The sequence below is a fragment of the Moraxella sp. K127 genome, from assembly GCF_015223095.1.
GTDB lineage: Bacteria > Pseudomonadota > Gammaproteobacteria > Pseudomonadales > Moraxellaceae > Moraxella.
This window is the reverse complement of the sequence record NZ_JADFBZ010000009.1, coordinates 1-19193: the sequence shown is the minus strand read 5'-3', so window position 1 is coordinate 19193 and position 19193 is coordinate 1. Positions and strand designations below refer to the sequence as shown.

Annotated in this window: 6 protein-coding genes; 1 reads left to right on the top strand and 5 read right to left on the bottom strand. The window is 45.6% G+C overall.

Annotated elements, in window-relative coordinates:
* Both IM753_RS03095 and IM753_RS13210 read right to left on the bottom strand, forming a co-directional pair.
* Positions 1-651 carry a hypothetical protein gene (locus tag IM753_RS03095; RefSeq protein WP_194108625.1) on the bottom strand — a complete coding sequence of 217 codons (651 nt, stop codon included), beginning with the start codon at positions 649-651 and terminating at the stop codon, positions 1-3.
* 115 nt (positions 652-766) lie between these two features.
* Positions 767-898, bottom strand: a complete 132-nt coding sequence (locus IM753_RS13210) for a hypothetical protein (protein WP_255518627.1) — start codon at positions 896-898, stop codon at positions 767-769.
* A 223-nt stretch (positions 899-1121) separates the two neighbouring features.
* Between IM753_RS13210 and IM753_RS03090 the strand changes: the two genes are divergently transcribed.
* A complete protein-coding gene (locus tag IM753_RS03090) occupies positions 1122-1304 on the top strand; it encodes a hypothetical protein (RefSeq protein WP_078275341.1) in 183 nt (60 codons plus the stop codon).
* Positions 1305-1312: 8 nt separating this feature from the next.
* Here IM753_RS03090 and IM753_RS03085 read toward each other — a convergent pair whose 3' ends face one another.
* The 3 genes from IM753_RS03085 to IM753_RS03075 form a co-directional block, all read right to left on the bottom strand.
* Positions 1313-16213, bottom strand: a complete 14901-nt coding sequence (locus IM753_RS03085; protein ID WP_194108624.1) for a PLxRFG domain-containing protein — start codon at positions 16211-16213, stop codon at positions 1313-1315.
* Positions 16213-17601, bottom strand: coding sequence for a hypothetical protein (locus tag IM753_RS03080; protein ID WP_194108623.1), 1389 nt, complete (start codon positions 17599-17601; stop codon positions 16213-16215). The genes IM753_RS03085 and IM753_RS03080 overlap by 1 nt, the downstream gene beginning before the upstream one ends.
* An 88-nt stretch (positions 17602-17689) precedes the next feature.
* Positions 17690-18976 (bottom strand): DUF4102 domain-containing protein, encoded by a 1287-nt coding sequence (locus tag IM753_RS03075; RefSeq protein ID WP_194108622.1) that lies wholly within the window; start codon positions 18974-18976, stop codon positions 17690-17692.
* Between the last annotated feature and the right edge of the window lie 217 nt (positions 18977-19193).

The window sequence follows — 19193 nt, the reverse complement described above, 5'->3', positions numbered from 1 at the left end:
CTATTGCTCATATTCTGGGTCATCAGCGACCACACCAAAAGTGGATTTGTTAGTTTTAGCGATGGTAGTGATGAGTTCAGTTAGAGGGTCAGATGTTTTTTCCACTTCTTTACCGATATTAAAGGCTTCACGCTCTAATGTGATGAGCGTTTTCATTGTGTCTGCCAATTTTTGCATAGACTGTACACGACTTGGGGTGCTGATGACCTTTTGATATAAGTCATTGAGCTTGTCTATACCTTTTTCATCTTCATCTCGCAAAAACTCGCCCAATCGCTCATACAGTTCACGCTCTATCGTTTGACTGCCCAGCTCATCAAGCAGGGCATTCATCAGATTTTTGGCTTTGTTGATGTCTTTACGATGAGACAAACGCACTTCTAAGATTGCTTGGGCGTTGGCGTCTATCACTTGCTTTTCGGTTGCCGACCTTTCTTTGTTCACTTCGGTGTTCACTAGCGACTTGTTCACCAGCTCTTCGGCTTTTTTCTCAATCTTTGCAGATAAGTCTCTTGACCAGTCATCTCGCTTTGCTCTCTTAGCAATAGCACTATGAGCAACATCATGCTCACTTGCAATCTGTCTTAATGTCTTAATGCCAGCCCGATAATCCAGCTCAATCTTTTCCCAGTCTATTTGTCTTTTTGTCATGGCTTACTCACTTGTTTTTGAGTATTATAGCCAGTCGTGGCAAGGGGTGCGAACCTTGTAGGGGCAAACAAAAACACCCCACAATTTTCTTGTAGGGTGCTTGGGTAATTATGGCTTAAACAAGTCTTTGGTGCAAAACATGAATGCAACGCTCGGAGATGTCAAGACGTAGTTGTAGCTCTGCAACGTATTCTATCAAATGCTTGACTTCTTTGGTAGGTACACTTATAATATACTCATCTAGCAAGGGTTGCTAGTTAGGTGCTAGTGACTAGCACTAGCGACAACACAAGGAAAAGAACGATGAGAACATCAACCAAAATCATCGTCCTTATTGTCTTACTACTCATAAGCAGAAATGCTTGGTAAGCAATAAGCCAGTAAGTTAGCTACCAACTAACAAACTGGGTGCTAAGTAGGATAGCCGTCCTGCTTAGCACATTCCTTGATTTTTATTATAAGGTCTATCTATGCCAAAGTCAAGAGTAGAAATTCAAGCCAAATCAGATGCCAAACGGGGTGTTGTCAGTAAGACTTACAAACTCCATCAAGACGATGTAGAGCTCATCAAATCCCTAGCCGAACACCTAGGCATTCCCCAAAATCAGCTGATTATGGACGCTATCAGGGCATACGAAAAAGAGCTTAACTAGCTTATTTCTTATCCACCCACCCCAAACGCCCCATACTCTCGCAAATACTCACGGTTTTTGGACAGATAAATACCGTCTTTGGCATTATCAATCCGTCTTTGGCGTTGGCGGATAGACTGCATTAGGGCAGGTTTGGTAATTTTTACGCTTGGGTGTTTGACATTAAAGTGTTTAATCTCTTCCCAAATCCTATCCATTTGCTCATCATCGCCATTTCTTTTGGCTAGGGCGTATTGTCTGACAAGGTCAGAGCGAATGGCAGTAAGCTGTTTATCCGCTTGATATATCGCTGATTTGACTTCTTGGGCTTTGGCAAACTTCCCACTTCTAAATCCAATCGCTTGCTGGGCGATGTCTGATATACCGACATTCTCACGCTCCACAATCTCAATGCCCGATTTGTCCACGTTGCCTTCGGTGGCATAGCGATAGGCTTTTAGGGGGTCTCTTAGGGCTTTGGGTATCATGTTCTCCACGCCTTGCAGGGTTTGCCCTTGTCCGATTTGCCCCATGCCTTTTAGCATTGAGATAGGAATGGCAAAAAATGGTCCTGCTGCTGCCGCTAACACATTCTCGCCCTGTCTTTGCCCTTCTAGTCCGTCTTGGGTGCGTGGAATGATAAGGTCATTTAACGCCACACGAGTGGATAAATCCGCCCCAAACGCTCTTGGCACACCTTTGGCGATGACTTCTGCCAAATCTTTACCGACAACACTGGCTAGGGCGTTTCTAAACTCGGTCTCATTGTCGGTCAGCTCATCGTCATCATCGCCACCCAAAGCCGAAAACATCGCCAAAAATGGCATGGTAATGACCCAGGGCAAGCCCAATGCCCCTGCCATCAGAGCATGACCTGCCAAAATACCGCCCAAAATCTTTCTTGCCTCACGCTTTTGCTCTGCTGTTTCGCCCTTAACGGCTTGATAGGTTTGCCGTGTGAGTGTATAAACCATGTTTTGGCTATACTGTTTAAACAAAAACAACACCCGTTGCCAATTACCCTGCATGAATCTTGGGCGGTTGGAGCTGGCATAGTCAAAATGACCATCATAGGTGAGCTGTATCGCCTGCTCCATTGCCTGTTCTGGACTTAATCCCTTTTCAATACCCAACCGATAACTTGCCAAATAGGTTACTTGGCGGTTGTATTTTTCGGCTTGATGAAACATAAAGCTCGCCACCTTCATCACAGGCTGTATCGCTTGTGACACCCTACTATCTTCGCCATTAGCAATCCCTGCCAAATCATGGGCTTGGGTCATGTCAATCACACCCATATTCACCGCTTTTTTAAACATTTTTAGCTCATCGCCTGTCAGCACTTCGGTCAAGTCATTTTTATTGGTCGCCAGGATTTTTGAAATCTCACCCAACATTTTTGCCGATTTTACACTGCCAAATTTTGCACTCATCATTGGCAGGGCAACCAAGAATGTCTGAGAGATGTTTACCAACGCACTGGCAGGAGATAGCCCCATATACCACATAAAACCTAGACTTGTTGCCATGGTTGATACAGGGCTTGACGGTGGATCAAGGAGCAGGCTGTGGCGTTTTTCCATCTCGTCCACCACTCTTTGCATGGTAACGTGGTCATAATCAGGGTTATCCACGTTCTCATCAATATGCTTCTGCATACGGTCAAGCTCTGTCCGCAGTCTGTCAGTATGTCTTAGTTTGGCGATATGATAACCGCCACGGCTCATGTGATGAGCATAGGCACGGCGGGCATTGGTGCTAAACCCTTTCGTCCCTTTTAGCTCCACGTTATTATTGGCAAATTGACGGTCAAGTAAGCTGTTTAGGTAGGCTTGGTGTAGCTCATCTCCCAAATCCAGCTCATCGGTCAAAAACTCACTTGCCAATGCCTGCACACCGCCCAGCTCACGAATATCCATATCACGCCCCAGCACCACTTGCCCCACCTGATGATTAGGATTATCACGGATAAGCCCACGTCTTATCTCGTCTGCTTTTGCTTTGGTTTCGGCACGAGCGACATTGACCACATTACCGTCCGTGTCTTTGACCACCACCACATAATCACCAAAACGCGTGAGCGGGAAAAACACCTTTTGCGTGGCTTGATATTGCTTATCTAGCTCGTCCAGTAACGTTTGTTTGCGTTCATTGGATAATTTGGCATTGCGTTTAATCCGCCCTGTCATGGCTTCGTGCAGGTTTTTGTAGTAGTCTTGGTAATCATCTCTTGCCTGTTCGTACACCGCTTTGGCATCGTCCGTGAGCTTGTCATACGCTCGTTTTAAGCGTTGGTATTGTGCCTTATCGCCTGTTTGGTAGGAACGGCTTGGGTCTATGCCTTTTTGGGTAACATCGTGCATAAGCTCGGCTAGGGCTTGCTCGTCTTTTAGCTTACCCCATTTGACCGCCAATTTATCGGCTCTAAACGCATTTTCGTTACTGTCAGCGTCCATTTGTGCCACACGGTCGCTATATGCCTTTAAGCCGTCTAGTTTTTTGGCGAACAAGTCCACCAGTTGCCGTCTGCCTAAAAACTGCAAAAACTTACCCAAATGGTCTTGAGCTTTACCGCCCACGCCTTGTTTGGCAGATTTAACAAATGACTTGGGATTGTTGATAAAGTCATTAACCACACCGCCCAACTTACCCAGCACTTCTTTGGCTTTGTCTTGATTTTTGTCATAAAAATCCGCCATGTCCGCCATACGGCTAAATCTAATATCATCATTTGAGTCAAATGTACCGATATTATCAGTAGCGGATTTGATTTGATTTGGGTAGAATGCCACAAAACTATCTCCGCTACCCTCAACTTCATTTTCATAAATAAAACCGTCAATACCTCTCTGCGGAGCATACTTAACATCAAAACTCCAATGCACACCTTGGTCTTCCACCCACTCAATATTACGAATATTTAGAAATGCCTGTATTAGTCTGCCTGAGTTTCTTGCTTTTGCCTGTTCTTTTGTCCCAAAATGCAAACCATGTGAATTATTCTCAAAAGCATAAAAACGATTTGTACGTTTCGTGCCATGGTAAACCACAAGTGGCTCGCCATTTTCATCAAGCACCTTACTGGCATTATCAGGGTCATTTTCCCAATCACCAAACCATGCTTTAAAGCTCGGTGTACGCACTTGTAGCCATTGCTTTTTAGTTAAACGAGTTGGTTCGCCGTTGGGTGCTTTTAACCACTCGTCTGTGTTTTTATATATTTTTTGAACGTCATCGATTTCAGTTTGGGGCGTGGGCTTACTATACCAAACATCATCAATCCCATTACCCACTTGTCCATTTGCCCTGTCTCTGACCATTTTTTCAGACAAGGCAAGAATGTCATTAGGCGTTAAGGCAAGACTGATACCAAAGGTATTTTTTAAGAACGTCTTAACCGCCATGATGACACGGTTCATTAGGCTCTTTGCCTTTGATGAGTTGTTGCGACCCGCTAGGGTAATCATGTATGCCAAATACTCGCTGTCGGCTTCTGCCTGTGTGCGTGAGTGCCTATCGGCTAGGGCTTTGGCTTGTTTGGCAGTCTCATCGCCCCTTGCCACCATGTCATGAAACTCATTTAGTAGGCTCTGATAGGCTCGCTCGCTCATCAGCGTTTGTAGTCCGCCATGTCCGCCAAGCTCATGCAAGAACGTTGGCACAATCATATCGGTGTGTATGTTGTCATGGATAAGATAAGCTGTGCCATCGGTATAAAAGCCGTCCACATCATCAGGGATATTACCAAATTGGGCTTTGGCTTCGGCCAGACTGATGATTTTTAGGCTATCGTTATTTAGCAGTTTTTTAATGGTGTCTTTGCCAAAACGGTTATTTAACACGTCCAGCACGTCTTGGGCGGTTGTGCCATAACGTCCGCCTTGTTTGCTAAATTTGAGCTTACCTGCGTGATAATCTGCATTTTGGCGTTGTAGCACTTCGCCCATAAACAAGGCTTTGCCGTCCATGACCATGCGACTGACATGGTCTTTAATGGCGTTTAGTATCATCGCTAGTTTCAAAGGACTGGTTGCCTTGTTCGCTTCATCGGTGAACTCTGACAATTTTGGGTCATCATCAAACAAGCGTGCCAGTTGCCCTGCTATCTCTTGTTTGGTGTCTTTTGCTTTCTCACCAATGTCAAATTTGGGTCGGTCTTTACCAAAATAGGGGCGGTCTGCCTTGACTTGACGCTCATGGCGTCTATTGGCGATACCGCTTTCTACTTCATGGGGCAATAGGGCATTGCCCTTTTCGGCTTGTCTGTCTGCATAGTGCGTTAAGGCTAGGCGGATTTCGTTTTTGTAGGAGCTTGCCAGCTTTGGATTATTCGCCATTTCCACAAACCCGCTCAGGCGTGGGTCATCGTCAAACAGTCGTGCCAGCTCGGTTCGCATTTGCTCTTGCCATGTCGTGCCTTTTGCATAGGTTAGCTGTGGGCGGTTATCGCCAAAATGCTTACCATTGGTTTTATACTCATGATAGTTATCAATACCTTGACTAATGGCAAGTTCATTAATGCTAAATGAATAATTTAACCCATTGTCATTGACAAACACGCCATTTCTTGTCGGGTCATTGGCTCGGTGTTCATTGATCATTCTATTGATACGAATGTCTAGCACCCTATCGTCTTTGGTGGCGGTTATGTTCGTGGTATAGCTGTCATCTGTCTGCTCGACCTTATCCGCCTTGACGGTATAACCCAATGCTCCCAAGCCGTCTGATAGCTCGCCTGCTTTTCTTACCACCAGCTCATAAGTAGCAATGTCTTTCATGAGTTTATTTCTGGCATCTTTGGCGGGCTGTTCATCGCTGCGGTCTAGGGCATAGACTTCATTGGTGTATTGGTCTTTTTTAGGGTCAGACTCTGGCAAGCTGTCTAGCACAGACAACATGTCCTTTTGTATGGTTCTTAGTTCATCAAAATCCGCTTGTGACAGTGCTTGGTTTGCACTTGCCTTATTACCGGTTTCATAATTAGCCGTTGGCACAAATGGCGTGGCAGATTGTCCATTTTGTAGGGTGCGACTGCCTAACAAGGCTTTTAAGTCAGCAAATTTAGCATCGTCCTTAAATTGATTTTCGCTGTCATCATCGGACAGTTGAGCTTGCACATCATTTAAGCGGTCGCTTACGTCTTTGAGTTCCTGCTCTTTATCAAAGGGCAAGCCTGTTTTGTCTTGCAGTTGCTCTATGGTGTCATTGGCGATTTTTAATTGATTTTGAACATTTTGTAAGGAATTATTGACATTTTGCCCCAAACTACCCACCAACCGTCCAAAGGCATTCTCCACTTTCTCACGAGTGGCGAAGTGATCTAGGGTGGTGTTGGCTATCTCATAGCCGTCTTGGGTCTCTAAGGTTAAAAGGGTGTTTGACCCTGTATCATAACTTAGCACATTAAAGCCCATGATTTGAGCAATGGCGGTCTCGTTATTGTGCTTATTAACCTGATTGATGACCTTGTCAGTTACCGCCTCACTCACGATAGCAGACGTTTTGCCGTCTGTTGTGATGAGTGTTGGGGTTGTGCCTTTTTTGGCTATCTGTGATTGGCGGATTTTCTCGGTTGCCCCTGATAGACTGGCAACGCTCTCGCCATCGATGACATAGCTTGCCTTTTTACCGTTGTCTGTGGCTTGTTTGGCTTTGTCATTGATATAGTCATTGGCACTTTTACGGTCGGTAAACCGCTTGTCGTCAATCGTGATGCCTGTTTTGTCAAACTGTGCCTGTGCCTGTGGCAATAGCTCGTCATATTGGGCTTTTGCCTTGGTATAGGCTTCTATCTGCTTAGGCAGGGCGTTGGCATTTTTTTGGGCTTGGGTGAGTTTGGTGCGATTGCCAGCATCTCGTTTTTGATGATTGAGTTTGGCACGGTCTAGCTGTTCTTTTTGGGCGGTCAGCTCCACACGCTCACGCATTAGGGGATTGCCTGTGGCAAGGGCAGCAATCTCTTGGAATGATGAATTATCATCATCTTCTTGGAAATCTAGGGTATGTTCGCCATTATAATGACGAATGGCGTTAATCGTACCTAGTTTGGCACTCATCGTGTCCCAACGCTTGGCATCTGCCGTTTTTTCGGTAACATAGGCATTGATAGAGACGGTAAAGTTATCATGACCGTATTTTTCGTACAGCTCATTACCCTGTCTGATAATCCGCCCTTCACGCTGTTCAATGTCGGACGGTTTCCACGGTGCGTCCACGTGGTGCAATGCCACCAGACGTTTTTGAATGTTCGTTCCTGCCCCCATGCGTTGGCTTGACCCAATGATGACACGCACACGCCCTGCATTGACTTGATCAAACAAAGCGGTTTTATCATCATCGCTTTCAGCTTCTTGGATAAAGGCAATCTCATCGGCAGGTATGCCACGGGCAATCAAGCCCTTTTTAATCTCATCATAAGCCGTAAATCCACCATTTTTGGCGGTAATGAGCTCCGCCATTTCGTTTTCATCATATTTATCTAACAAGTCATTGGCTTTGAGTAACTCCTCGTCATTGTCAGTTTGTATGGCGTTTTCACGGCGTTGTAGTAGAGCTTCATATTCAGCGATTTTCTTGTCATCGCCACGACTTTTGGGGATTGAGCGGTCTAAAAAGATGATTTGCGTACCCTTATCATCGCTCCATTTGTGGTAAGTGTCCACCACATTATCCACCACTGCACCAATCTTTCCGCCAGCATCAAGGCTTGGGTTAATGGTGCGTGGGTCTAGGGCGTTTTTGGTTGCCAAATCCATAAGCTGTAAGCGAAGTTTGTCCGCTTCTTCTTTATCCAACTCTTTGGCTTCAATCTTGGCAAACCCCGCCAAAATCATCTGCAAAATCTGCTCTTGTTGGGCGGTTGGCTTGACCACCACGCTTTTTCTTGTGCCACCGTCCACCTGTGGCAAGGGGAACTCTTGCCCTGTTTCTGCCTTGTAGGTTGCCTTAATGTCTTCATTGGTAACGCTGTCTGTTGCCGTTTGCCATAGGTTCATAAGACTGCCCATGTTCTGCCATTCACGGGCAAAACGGGTGGCAAGTTTGAGCTGTCCTGATTCGGTTGCTTCAAATTTGGCGACATTCTCCGCATAGGTGTTCGCCCAGGCGTCAAAGTTATCTAGCCCCATTTCTGCCAAGGTGTCGGGCATTAAGTATCGCATCATGGCGTGCATTTCGGCAGCACTGTTTGATATGGGCGTGCCTGTCATAAACGCCACGCTACCATTTGTTTGGTGCAAATACTGGGTTTTTAACCACAAATCCATCGCCTTGTTTGAGCCAGCAGGATTGCCCAAACCTTTAACCCCTTGCATTTTTGTGGTAAAAAATAGGTTTTTGAACTCATGAGCTTCGTCCACCGTGATGTCATCAATACCCATTTGCTCAAAACTAAACTCGCTGTCATGGCGTTTGGTTTTGGCAAGTTTTTCCAGTTTGGTATCTAGGTTCTTTTTGGCTTGTTCTAGCTGTTTGACACTCTCACGCTTGCCTTGCTCGGCTTTCATGGCACGAATGGCATTCATGATTTTATCACGCTCTTGTTCTAGCATAATCTTTTGACGGTCAGCAGACAACTTCATGAACTCAAAAGACGAATGGGGCAAGACAATGATGTCATAATCGCCTGTGGCAATCTGCCCAAATAGACGCTTTCGGTTGCGTTTGGCAAAGTCTTTTGTTCCTGCCGCAAGCACATTGGCAGACGGATATAGGCGGTAGATGTCCTGAGCAAATTGCCCCACCATGTGATTAGGCACAACCAAGACAGGCTTTTTGGATAGCCCTAATCTTTTACGCTCCATCGCCCGAGCAATGCCCGTAAAGGTCTTGCCAGAGCCGACCGCATGGTCGTATAGCACCGCATTGGTGGTAACACCACGCCATACCGCATTTTTTTGGTGCGTTCTTAGTTTGATGACGTTGTCAGGCACTTTACCCGACAATTCTAGGTGCGAGCCATCATATTTACGCCCCACGACCGCATTATGCTTCTCATTATAAAGCTTGGCAATGTTGGCAATATCAGGGTGTGAGTAGATGAAGTTTTCAAACTCGCCCTTGATTGTTTTTGCCATGTCATTGGCTTCTGCCGTCTCATCTACCATGAGTATGGTTTGTTTATCAACAGTTCGGGTTACACGGATTTGCTTGTTATTTAGGATTTTATCCAAAATCCATTCAGGATTTTTACCGCCCGCCCCAAACTCATTGATGGCAGTATGACTGGCACTACCGACCACGCTATAAGTGTGCGTGATTGGCTCATACTCCACATACGCATTAGGATTGCCTAATAGCTGTTTGGCAAAATCGCCATAAATTTGTTCAGGCAACCAGTTCATACCCAGACGAATAGAGATATTTTCAATCTCAACGTCCTTTGGCAAGACTTTTTCAAGCTTCGTCACATTTTGGGTAAGGTTATGCTCTTTGGCGGTGTTTAGCTTTTGGCGGATGTTACCGCTTAGGTACTCATCTTTGATGACCCAACTTTCACTTTGTGGGTCAAAAAACAGCTCGCCTGTCTTGCTTAGGGTGTTGGTTAATTGCTCCTTAGTCTGCCCTGTCAAATCCTGCATTAAATCCAAATCCACATAGCCACGATAAGCCAGCGATAAACTTAGGGCATCTTGGGGACTATCAGCTTTGGTTTTTTGGGCTTTGGGTTCAAGCACTCGCTTGGATAAGATGTCCGCCTTACCTGCCTTTTCAGGCTCGTTAATCTCTTTGTTTTTGCCTGTACCAATCGCCACTTCTTTTTTATAGCCTATTTCTAGGGCTAGGATAAAGTTGGCTTTTGGCAGTTTGTCAATGTACTTGGCGTTATTGGCGTTGTTTAGATAGCCAAATTTTTTGACAAACTCATCATAAGCACGGTTTAGCTCTTTCCTGTTATTCTCAATGTCTGTATCACTTGCCCCACCTTGTTCTAAGCGGAGCTGATTTTCAATCAAGCCTTGAATTTCTAGAGCCCTGCTGATGACATTCATGCCACGATCACCCAGTTTGGATTGGGGAGAAATGTCTTTTTCGTCATAATAGACTTTTTGTTTTTTGTTGGTGCGTAGGGTTTTGCCGTCTTTGTCTTTTTCTTTGATCGCCTTGCCGTTTTTGTCTTTGACATCTTCTAGGCGATACCAGCGACCGTCCAAATCTTGGGAATAGCTGTCCGACCACACACTAGACGGTAGTAGTGGGCGTTTAGTTAGGCTTGTTGCGTTGCCATCTGTGCGTTCAATGACTTGTACCAATACACCATTTTCACGACCGATATAACCTTCGGATTGTCCATTTGAGTGTAAGGTTAGGCTCTCAATCATCGCTTTGTTGGCGGTGTCAATTTCGGTTTGGATTTCTTTGACAGTGCGTGTGGACTTGACTTTTTCAAAGGATTTAACAAAGCTATCTAGGGCTTTTTCAATACCGCCTGTCTCTTTGACGGTATAGACCGCTCGCCCACCTTCGCCGGTGCCAAATTCAAACTCGCCTGCAATTTTATCATCAAAATAAGGGTTAAAATTGACTTCTGTGCCGTCATCATTTTGGCGTTTACCACTTTGCACCCAAGACGGATAGGTATTATTTGTGCCATCTTTGTAGGCTTGCAGGGTTGCTTCATCGTGCTTTTTAAAGACAAGAATGTCCGCCACCACCGCCGTCCCTGCTTCATCAAAGGTGGTGTTGGGCAAGCGTACCGCCCCGACAAGCTCGCCAAGCTGTGCCATTGCCTTTCTTGTACTAGCGTCTGTGCTATCCATAAAGGACGATGACACCACCATGACCGATAAGCCACTCGGTTTGACCTGTTCTAGTGTGCCTTGCATAAAGCTGTTGGCAATGGTTTTGCCTGATAGGTGGGGCTTGTCTTTGAAATTTAGGCGAACACCGCCATAAGGGGGATTGCCGATTGCCAAATCCACGCTGTTATCAGGCAAAGACAAGGTTTCATAACCTTGGTTAAAGATGTTGGCGTGTGGGTAGAGATAGCCTGTAATGGCGTGGGTGGTGGGGTCAATCTCTGCACCGATGATGTTTTGGGGTAGGTTTTTGGGGGCGTGTCCGATGAATGCCCCAATCCCTGCGGACGGTTCAAGCACCACACCACCATTATAGCCCAGTCTTTGTGCAATGTCCCACATTGCATTGATAACATTAGGTGGGGTAAAGAATGCCGATGTAGAGCTGGCACGGGCGTTGTCGTACTCATCACGGCTTAACAGATTTTTAAGTTTTTCCCCCAATGTTTCAAAGCCTTTTTTATAGTTGCCTTGACTGTCGGGAAAAGCGTCAGTAAGCCCACCAAAGCCTGTATATTTTGCCATGAGTGCCTTTTCATCATTGGTGGGCTGTCTGTTATCGGCTTTTAGGGCTTGTAAAAGCTCAATGATGGCAATGTTGGTTTCTAGCTTTTGTTTGACCGAGCCTGTTTGTACCATCTCATCAGATAGGGCGAAGGTAGGGGCATTGGTGGTGGATAGGGCGTTGTCTAGGGCTTGCGTTGTGGTTTGTTCTTGTTTTGCAGGCGTGGCAATACCATCATCAACATCAGCTGATGACTGGTTATTTTTTTGCGTTTCTACTCGCTCGGAAACGCCTGTTTTAGCTCCATCAGAGAGTACGCCTGTGCTTCGCTGGCTGTCATCGCCATTTGTTGATTGATTTGTGTCTCGTCTTGCACTCGGTTCATCAGACTTTGAATGAAGGCTTGCTGTCTCTCTGGTGTCATCTGTTGCCACGCTGTCGGACGGTGTGTCTGCCAGTATTCTGTCAGATGGGCTTTGAGCTCGGTTTGTGATAGCATTTTGTTGCTCCTGTTGCTGGCTAGATGCTTCTGGATTATCCGTCGTTTGACTTGGATTGTCAATGGCATTTTTGATTTGCTGTGTCAAAAATGCCATCAAGTCTATTTTTCTAGGCTCTTTGTTATAATTCTTTTTGTATTCGGCAGTGACTTTTTCTGTGTTGGCTGATTTTCTCAAATCATTCATCAAATTAAATTCATTCCAATCGCCCCCTTGCTGACGATGGGTTTTTAATTTTTCAAATAATGCTCTGTCTAACCCCAGTTTTGAGACAACATCACCGTCATCTTGTGCCTGTTCTGCGTTCTGTGGTGTGGCAGGCGTGCTTGTTTGGTTGTTGGCTTGGGAAAGAGTGGTGTTATTTTGTGTTTGGCTGCCAAACACCGATTTGTCCACTTCTTTGCCATTAAACATATCCAAAACTGCTTGGGCTTGTTCATTGGTTAAGTTTTTGATAGCATTGTCATTAATAGACTTGGTGAAATCTACCTTGTCACGGAAAATCTCTCTTTGTACCAATTCATCCAATTTTTGGGCAAGCTCGCCTGCCGTCAAAGTGGCTTGATTAAAATTGTTGCTACCTGCACTGAGTCGATTGCTGTAATCTCCTTTGCTCACACGGTATAAAATATGGACATTTTGCGGGTGTTTTTTCTCGCCGTATTCGCCAGTAAATATAGGGCTTGCTGATATTTTTACATAGATGTTCACACGCTCTTTATGCATAATGAGCGTAACATCATCATGGTTGATGTTGATTTTTTCGGGCTTGCCATTTTTGCCGTTGTATAAAGAATAACCTTGACCTTCGAGCAAATACTGGACGATTTTTAGGTAATCTTCACTGTCTTTTAAAAAAGCTTCTTTGACTGGGTCGCTATTTTCCTTTGAAAAATCAGCAGGAAACTCATCAGTGGTTTCGAAATTACCAATCATCGATACGCCCCAATCCTGTCTCAGCTGGGTGTCCGCTTTTTCTTGGGCTTTTTTGACCCGCTTGTCTTTGTTAGCGTCTAGGGCGTTTTTAGGTTTTTGTTTTGTTTTGCTTTTGGCGGTCTGACTATCAGTTACTCGCCCATCATCTCGTCCAATGCTTTGTTCATCGCTGACGCTTTTTTCGGGTCGCTCATTGACTTGACTAGCTTGGCTAGTGGGTCTGGCTTGTTCTGCTGTTGCTGTGGTTGCTGTGGTTGGTTGGACGAATTGGTCATGTCCTAGCTCCTGTAAGGCTTGGTTTAGGCGTGATTGTTTGGTTTGGGTCTCTTTGCCAAACATATCATCTTGTTTTAGGTTCTCTTGTGATAGATTATCATAATATTTGTACAAAAGCTGACGAATTTTTACCACGCTTTTGATGTTGGCATCCATAAAGGCAAGCAGTCTTTGCCCTGCGGGGCTTAACTCATCGCCAAACAGATTTGTCTGTGCCAGATAGTCGGACGGTTTGACCCCTTCTCGTCTGAGTTTGGCAAGCATAGACAAGGCTTCGGTAATGTCGCTGGCAATGTCATCATTGGGGGTCATGCCGTCTTGTATACCCTGTTTGGTTTTTGCCACTGTTGGGGCGGTTGCCACGATTGCCTTGACTGCATTTCTAACTTCTTCATCCGTACTTTCTAAGATTGCTTGCGTGGTTGGGTTGTCGCCATAGGCAGATAGCAGTAGGGCATTTTCAAAACGTTCAAGCCCTTGCTTGGATAGCACGCCATTAGAAGTTCGCATGGCGTTTTGTTGCTCAATGGGGAACTGACTGACAAACTCATTGATGATATGGCGATTGCTTGACGTGTTGATATCGCCCCGCTCATCGGCTTTTAGCTGGTTTAGATTGATATTTGCCACACGCTCCACGTCCGCCCTTGCGTTCTCAAAGGCTGATTGGGTCATCGTGCCTGTCTCGTTAGAGTTTAGGGCGAGCTGTCTTAGCTTATCTGCTCCCACATTACCCACACTTTTGACCAATACAGGATTTTTCATACCTGCTAGGGCAGTTTTATCCAGTCCGTACTCGTCTGCACGCTCCATGAGCATTTGGCGGTATTCGTCCGCCTTGCCTTGCAAGTAGGCTTGTTTGATTGCCATTGTCCGCCCATTACCTGCGATGATTGTGCCATCATCGCTAATGGTTGGCGAGCCATGCCCCATGACCGTGCTGTCGGTCAATTGCATGGGGTCTAGGTTATTAGCGATGTTATCCACCTGCACACGACTGGCGGTGCGACTTCTGTCTCGGGCTTGGTTTGTGGTGTTATCCACGCTGGGCATGAGACTGTCTGCTTCTACCGCCATGATTTGTGTGGGCAAGCGTTCGTTTTGGTTTTGGATGTAGTTTTGTTTGCCGATGAGTTTTGGGGCATTGGCAAACACCGCTTTGGCTTCTTGGGCTTGCACTTCTTGCTGTGCTGTCCGCTCTTGGAGCTGGGTTTGATATGCCGATAGCGGTTCTGATTGCATGGACGCACGAGCAAGCGTACCTTCTTGGGCTTGGGCTTGTGTAGCACCTGCCACCACACCTGCCTGTGGGTTTATCGCCTGTGCTGCCCCACTGTCCACCGCCACAACCGCCGAACGGGTCAGCGAGCCTTGATTGGGGTCTAGCCCCATTCGTTCGGACGGTTTTTGGGCTTTTAACTCCTGCTGTGCCTTGTACTGATTGACAAATTCATCTTGATTTAGCCAACTGTCAAAGTTTTGGGGATTGGCAAATGTTTGGGGATTGACATCAGCAAGGGGTGTATTTTGTGGTGTTGGCTGTTCATCATTTGCCACATCAGGTAGGTTTGTTGGCACTTCCTGACTTTGGGGATTTTGTCCACTTTGGGCGTTAGGTAGTGGATAATTTGGGTCATTTGCCACATCAGGCACATCATCTGGCATGGAGCGAGTGCCAATCGTTTGTCCCATATCACTTGGCAATGAGTAGGTATACTCATTAACTGATGAGGTTGCCACATCTTCATGAAAACCGATAGGGGTAGTCGGTGCTGTGTCAATATCAGATAAGTCATAATACCCATCATTGCCTGCCACCGTTGGCAGGTTAGCAGGGGCTTCTTGGGCTATGCTGTTTTGCTGTGCTTGTTGCAACTGTTCAAGTCTTTGTTGTAACGCCTGATTATTCTTGGCGTTATTAACCCCCGATATTGCCCCTGTTGGTGAACCCATCGCCATGCCTGACAACGTGGCAAGTACGGCATTGTTTACCATGTCTTTCATGAGCGGACGGTCATTTGCCCAGTTATTAATGGCAGTTTCACTCATGGTTTGTGGCAACTCTTCGGTAAAGCCCTCTAACACTGCCCCTTTGACTAAGCCTTTTAAGCCACCGACCGCACGATTGGTTGTGCCATTGCCTATTTCTCCTGCCAAAAGCTTGGTATCTATTTGCTCCTGACTTAGTTTGCGAGCGGTATCATCTGCCAACGACCCACGCACCATTGCCGTATCAATATCATCAACACCCAGTCTTTGAGCAAGCCTACCCCCTGCATAGCCAAAAGCCGAGCCAGCGACACCCGTTCCGATAGACCCCAAGATTTGCTTATTTGTCAGTAGCCCATTTTCGCTCTCAGCTCGGTTTTCAGAAGCAGACAAGCCCGCCATTGCCACACCTTCGCCAATTGCACCACGACTAAGGGCGGACAAGCCTTTATGGGCTAACCCTACGCCACGACCGATAACACCCCCTGCAAGCATGGTTGGCAAGCTCTCAGTTACTGCATCTGTCAGCATAGTAGGATTAGATAACACCTTTCCTGCTTTTGCCATGATACCGTCAGCATTACGATACTGTGCCATTTGCATTTTGCTTTCGTCAGATTTCCAGTCACCAATGATTTGGCGAGCCTCACTCGGACGAAACCCTATCATACCGTCCTCATTTTCTAGGAACTTACCGACACGTCCACCTGTGGGAATGTCTAGCAGACCAACCGCCATTTGGGGTGCTGACACCGCCCCACTTAGGGCAGATAAGGTTGTGTCTTTTAAAAATCCGCCCAGACCACGATTATAGCCGTCTTGTGATAAGGCTTGCGTGGCGAAGTTAATGCGGTTTTGGCGGTCAATGTCTGCCTGTGTTACTGGCTTTTCTTGCTCTTTGGTTTCTTGGTCTTTTTTCGTGGTCATTATTTAGCTCCCATAGCATTTTGAATGGCGATTTGGGCTTCTTCTTCACTTAGCCCCATTTGCTCCATGAGTAATTTTTTTCTACCCTCAACACTGGTTTCTTTCTTAACCAGCTCCATGACATGAGCTTGGTGATTGGGGTCATTGATATTAAATTTACTTGCGTCAGCTTGTCCGACATCTACTACTTGCATGGTGCGAGTATCGATAATGCGGTCTGGGTTTTTGACAATATTATCACTGCCAAACGCCTTACTCTCGCCACCACTAACAGTCATCAGATAGTCTTTAGGATTGGTTTTTTGTCCGCCTTTACCCGTTAAGAACCCAAGTTTGTCGTACAGGGCTTGTTTTTCTTCATCGGTTTGAGCCAAGCCATAGTTATGATATAGGCTATTTAGCTCTTGCTTGACGGCATCATCATAGCTTTGGGATTTGAGTTTGGCATTTAGCTCCATGCCACGCAGTCCAAACTCATGCTGTTTATTTGCTGTATCTTGATTAAACCGTGCCATATCTAGCCCAAAGTTTGTATTAAAGCGGTTATTTTGCCCCTGCTCATTCATCACGGCACGAGCATTTGCTCCTTGTTCGCCTGCTAGGGTGCGGGCGTTTTGCCCTTCTTGTTGTAGCTGTGTTTGTAGCAGTTGATGATTGAGATTGTTTTGTTGTAAATGGCGTTCTTGCTCCATTTTGATGTCATCGTTAGTCAGTTCATGAGCCAGTCGCAACTGATTGGCGGTTAGACCATGAGCCCCTTTATGAACGGTTGTTGCTTGTCTCAATAACTCTTTTCTTTGGGCTTCATTCTCCCAGCTTCTGACAGGGGCGTGGGTTCTTAGTCCTAGATTTTCTTGGGGTTTATCTAGGGCTTGTTGCTGTGCTTCTTGTACTTTTTTGACAAGGTCGGTATAGCTTTGGTTATGGCTTGGCATGCCCCCTGTTGGTATTGTTGCTTGGGGCTGTTGTGGTTGTTGGCTTGCAGGTTTATTGCCATAGTCAAAATGATATGAAGTTTGGCGTGGTGGGTTTATTTTTTTAAGCTCATAGCCGTCATCGATTTGTTCGTTGGTTGGGGTTTGATTTGTGGCTGGGGGCGTGGCACTAGGGGGTGTTGGCGTATCAGCACTTTTTCCCACCAAATGCAAGTTATTTTGAGCGTCCCCTGTGGGTGTTCTCGCCCCCTCTTGAAAGCTCTGCCAAGAATTTCTCATGGTATTGCTAAATGACTGCCTAGCATTATCCCAATTTTGTGCCATTTTCTTTTTGGCATTTTCATTAGACAGTCTTGCTTGCTCTTGATAGCTTAACTCGTCTAATTTCTTTTTATTCATGACATCAGCGTCCATCATACACCCCAATCGGTTAAAATAAACCCATTGTGCCATGCTTGCATGATTTTCAAAAACCTTGTGGGGGGTAGCTGTTTGTCAATTCACTAGATAAAAAAAATAGCCGTCATTAACGGCTATTTTTTTACTGCTCACCAACCACATATCTCTTTAATACAGTCTCATCAAACTTTGGATAAACCACGGTCAAATCCACGCCCGCTTCATACAAAATAAACTGCTCAATGATAATATGCCAGTGCCTTAGCAGGTCAATGGGGCGGTCTTTGTAGTGTTTTTCATCTGTCGCACTCGGTCTATGTCCCATGATTTGCTTAACAATGCCATAAGGCACGCTGACCCACTCGGACAAGTTGCTAAACGATTTTCGCATGGCTTTGGGCGGCAGGCTTGGCAGTCCTGCCTGTCTGATGGCATTGCGATAGGGTTTACCAATCTCGGTATGCGTGTCTGTTTTACTCGTCATAAAGACATAATCGCCATGCCTGGGCAGTTGCTTGATGAGATATTCGGTGTAGGGCGTAAGCGGAATGATACGCTCCCACTGGTCAACTTTATCAATGATGGTAATGGTCTTCCACTCAAAATCCACATCACGCCACATCAAGGATAACATTTCATTGGGGCGTGAACCATTTAACAGCATACAGATTAAGGCGGTGGCGTGGACATCACTAATTGTATTGACCGTTTTAAACCATAGGGGCAATTGGGTGCGTTGCAGACTGTGCTTGTGTCTGCCTGTTTTTGCCACGGTGCTTGATACAATTTTGGCAGTGGCAGACTTATCAGGGATAATTCCTGTATAGGCTTGTCGCTCATTTGCCCAATTACAAAAGGCTCGATAAATTCGGTAAGCAATCGCCATGCGTGTTTTGCGTGTTTTGTTTTCGTGATTTATCCAGCTTTCCACAAATTCAGGGGTTAAGTCGGACAATGGCGTGTGCCAAATGTATGCCAAACAGCCATCTTTGCCCTGTTTGTCCGATAGGTGCGGACTGGCAGATTTGACATGGTCTATTATGTAGTTGTCCGACCAGTTGTCCTTTTTTGTGTTAAAATAATCTGTAAAGGCTTGCCCAAATGTGATACTTTGGCGGACTTTGGCTTGTTCGTACTCATCGTTTTTGGCGAGTTGTTTGGATTTTTGGCGGTTAGGGTCAATACCTGCGGTCATCTGTTTGCTAATCTCGCTTGCTTTATCAATCGCATCTTGATAGCTCATGAGTGGATATTTGCCAAGCGTGACTCGTTTTTGCTTGCCACCAACACGCCCTTGATAAACAAACGATTTACTGCCCTTTGGCGATACCAACACGCCAAGTCCTGTGTATTTTTCATCCCAAACAAGGTATTGCTTATCGGACGGTTCTAAGCGATCAATCTTTGCGGTGGTAAGTTTGGTTTTCATGGTTATTCTCCAAAATAATAACCATATAATAACCAAATATGATGTAAATTGCCATAAACTAAATGATACCTTTTTTGTAAATAAATCGTTAAATGATTGATTTTGTTTACATAAATATAAATCAAATGATACTGCGGTAAACCCAATGATATTATTTTTACGGTACTCATAATCCTTTGGTCGCAGGTTCAAGTCCTGCTGGGCCTACCATATTAAA

Bases quoted from the DNA above. Each gene is read 5' to 3' on its own strand.
- IM753_RS03095 (WP_194108625.1), bottom strand. From the start codon at position 651: ATGACAAAAAGACAAATAGACTGGGAAAAGATTGAGCTGGATTATCGG.
- IM753_RS03090 (WP_078275341.1), top strand. From the start codon at position 1,122: ATGCCAAAGTCAAGAGTAGAAATTCAAGCCAAATCAGATGCCAAACGG.
- IM753_RS03085 (WP_194108624.1), bottom strand. From the start codon at position 16,213: ATGACCACGAAAAAAGACCAAGAAACCAAAGAGCAAGAAAAGCCAGTA.
- IM753_RS03080 (WP_194108623.1), bottom strand. From the start codon at position 17,601: ATGGCACAATGGGTTTATTTTAACCGATTGGGGTGTATGATGGACGCT.
- IM753_RS03075 (WP_194108622.1), bottom strand. From the start codon at position 18,976: ATGAAAACCAAACTTACCACCGCAAAGATTGATCGCTTAGAACCGTCC.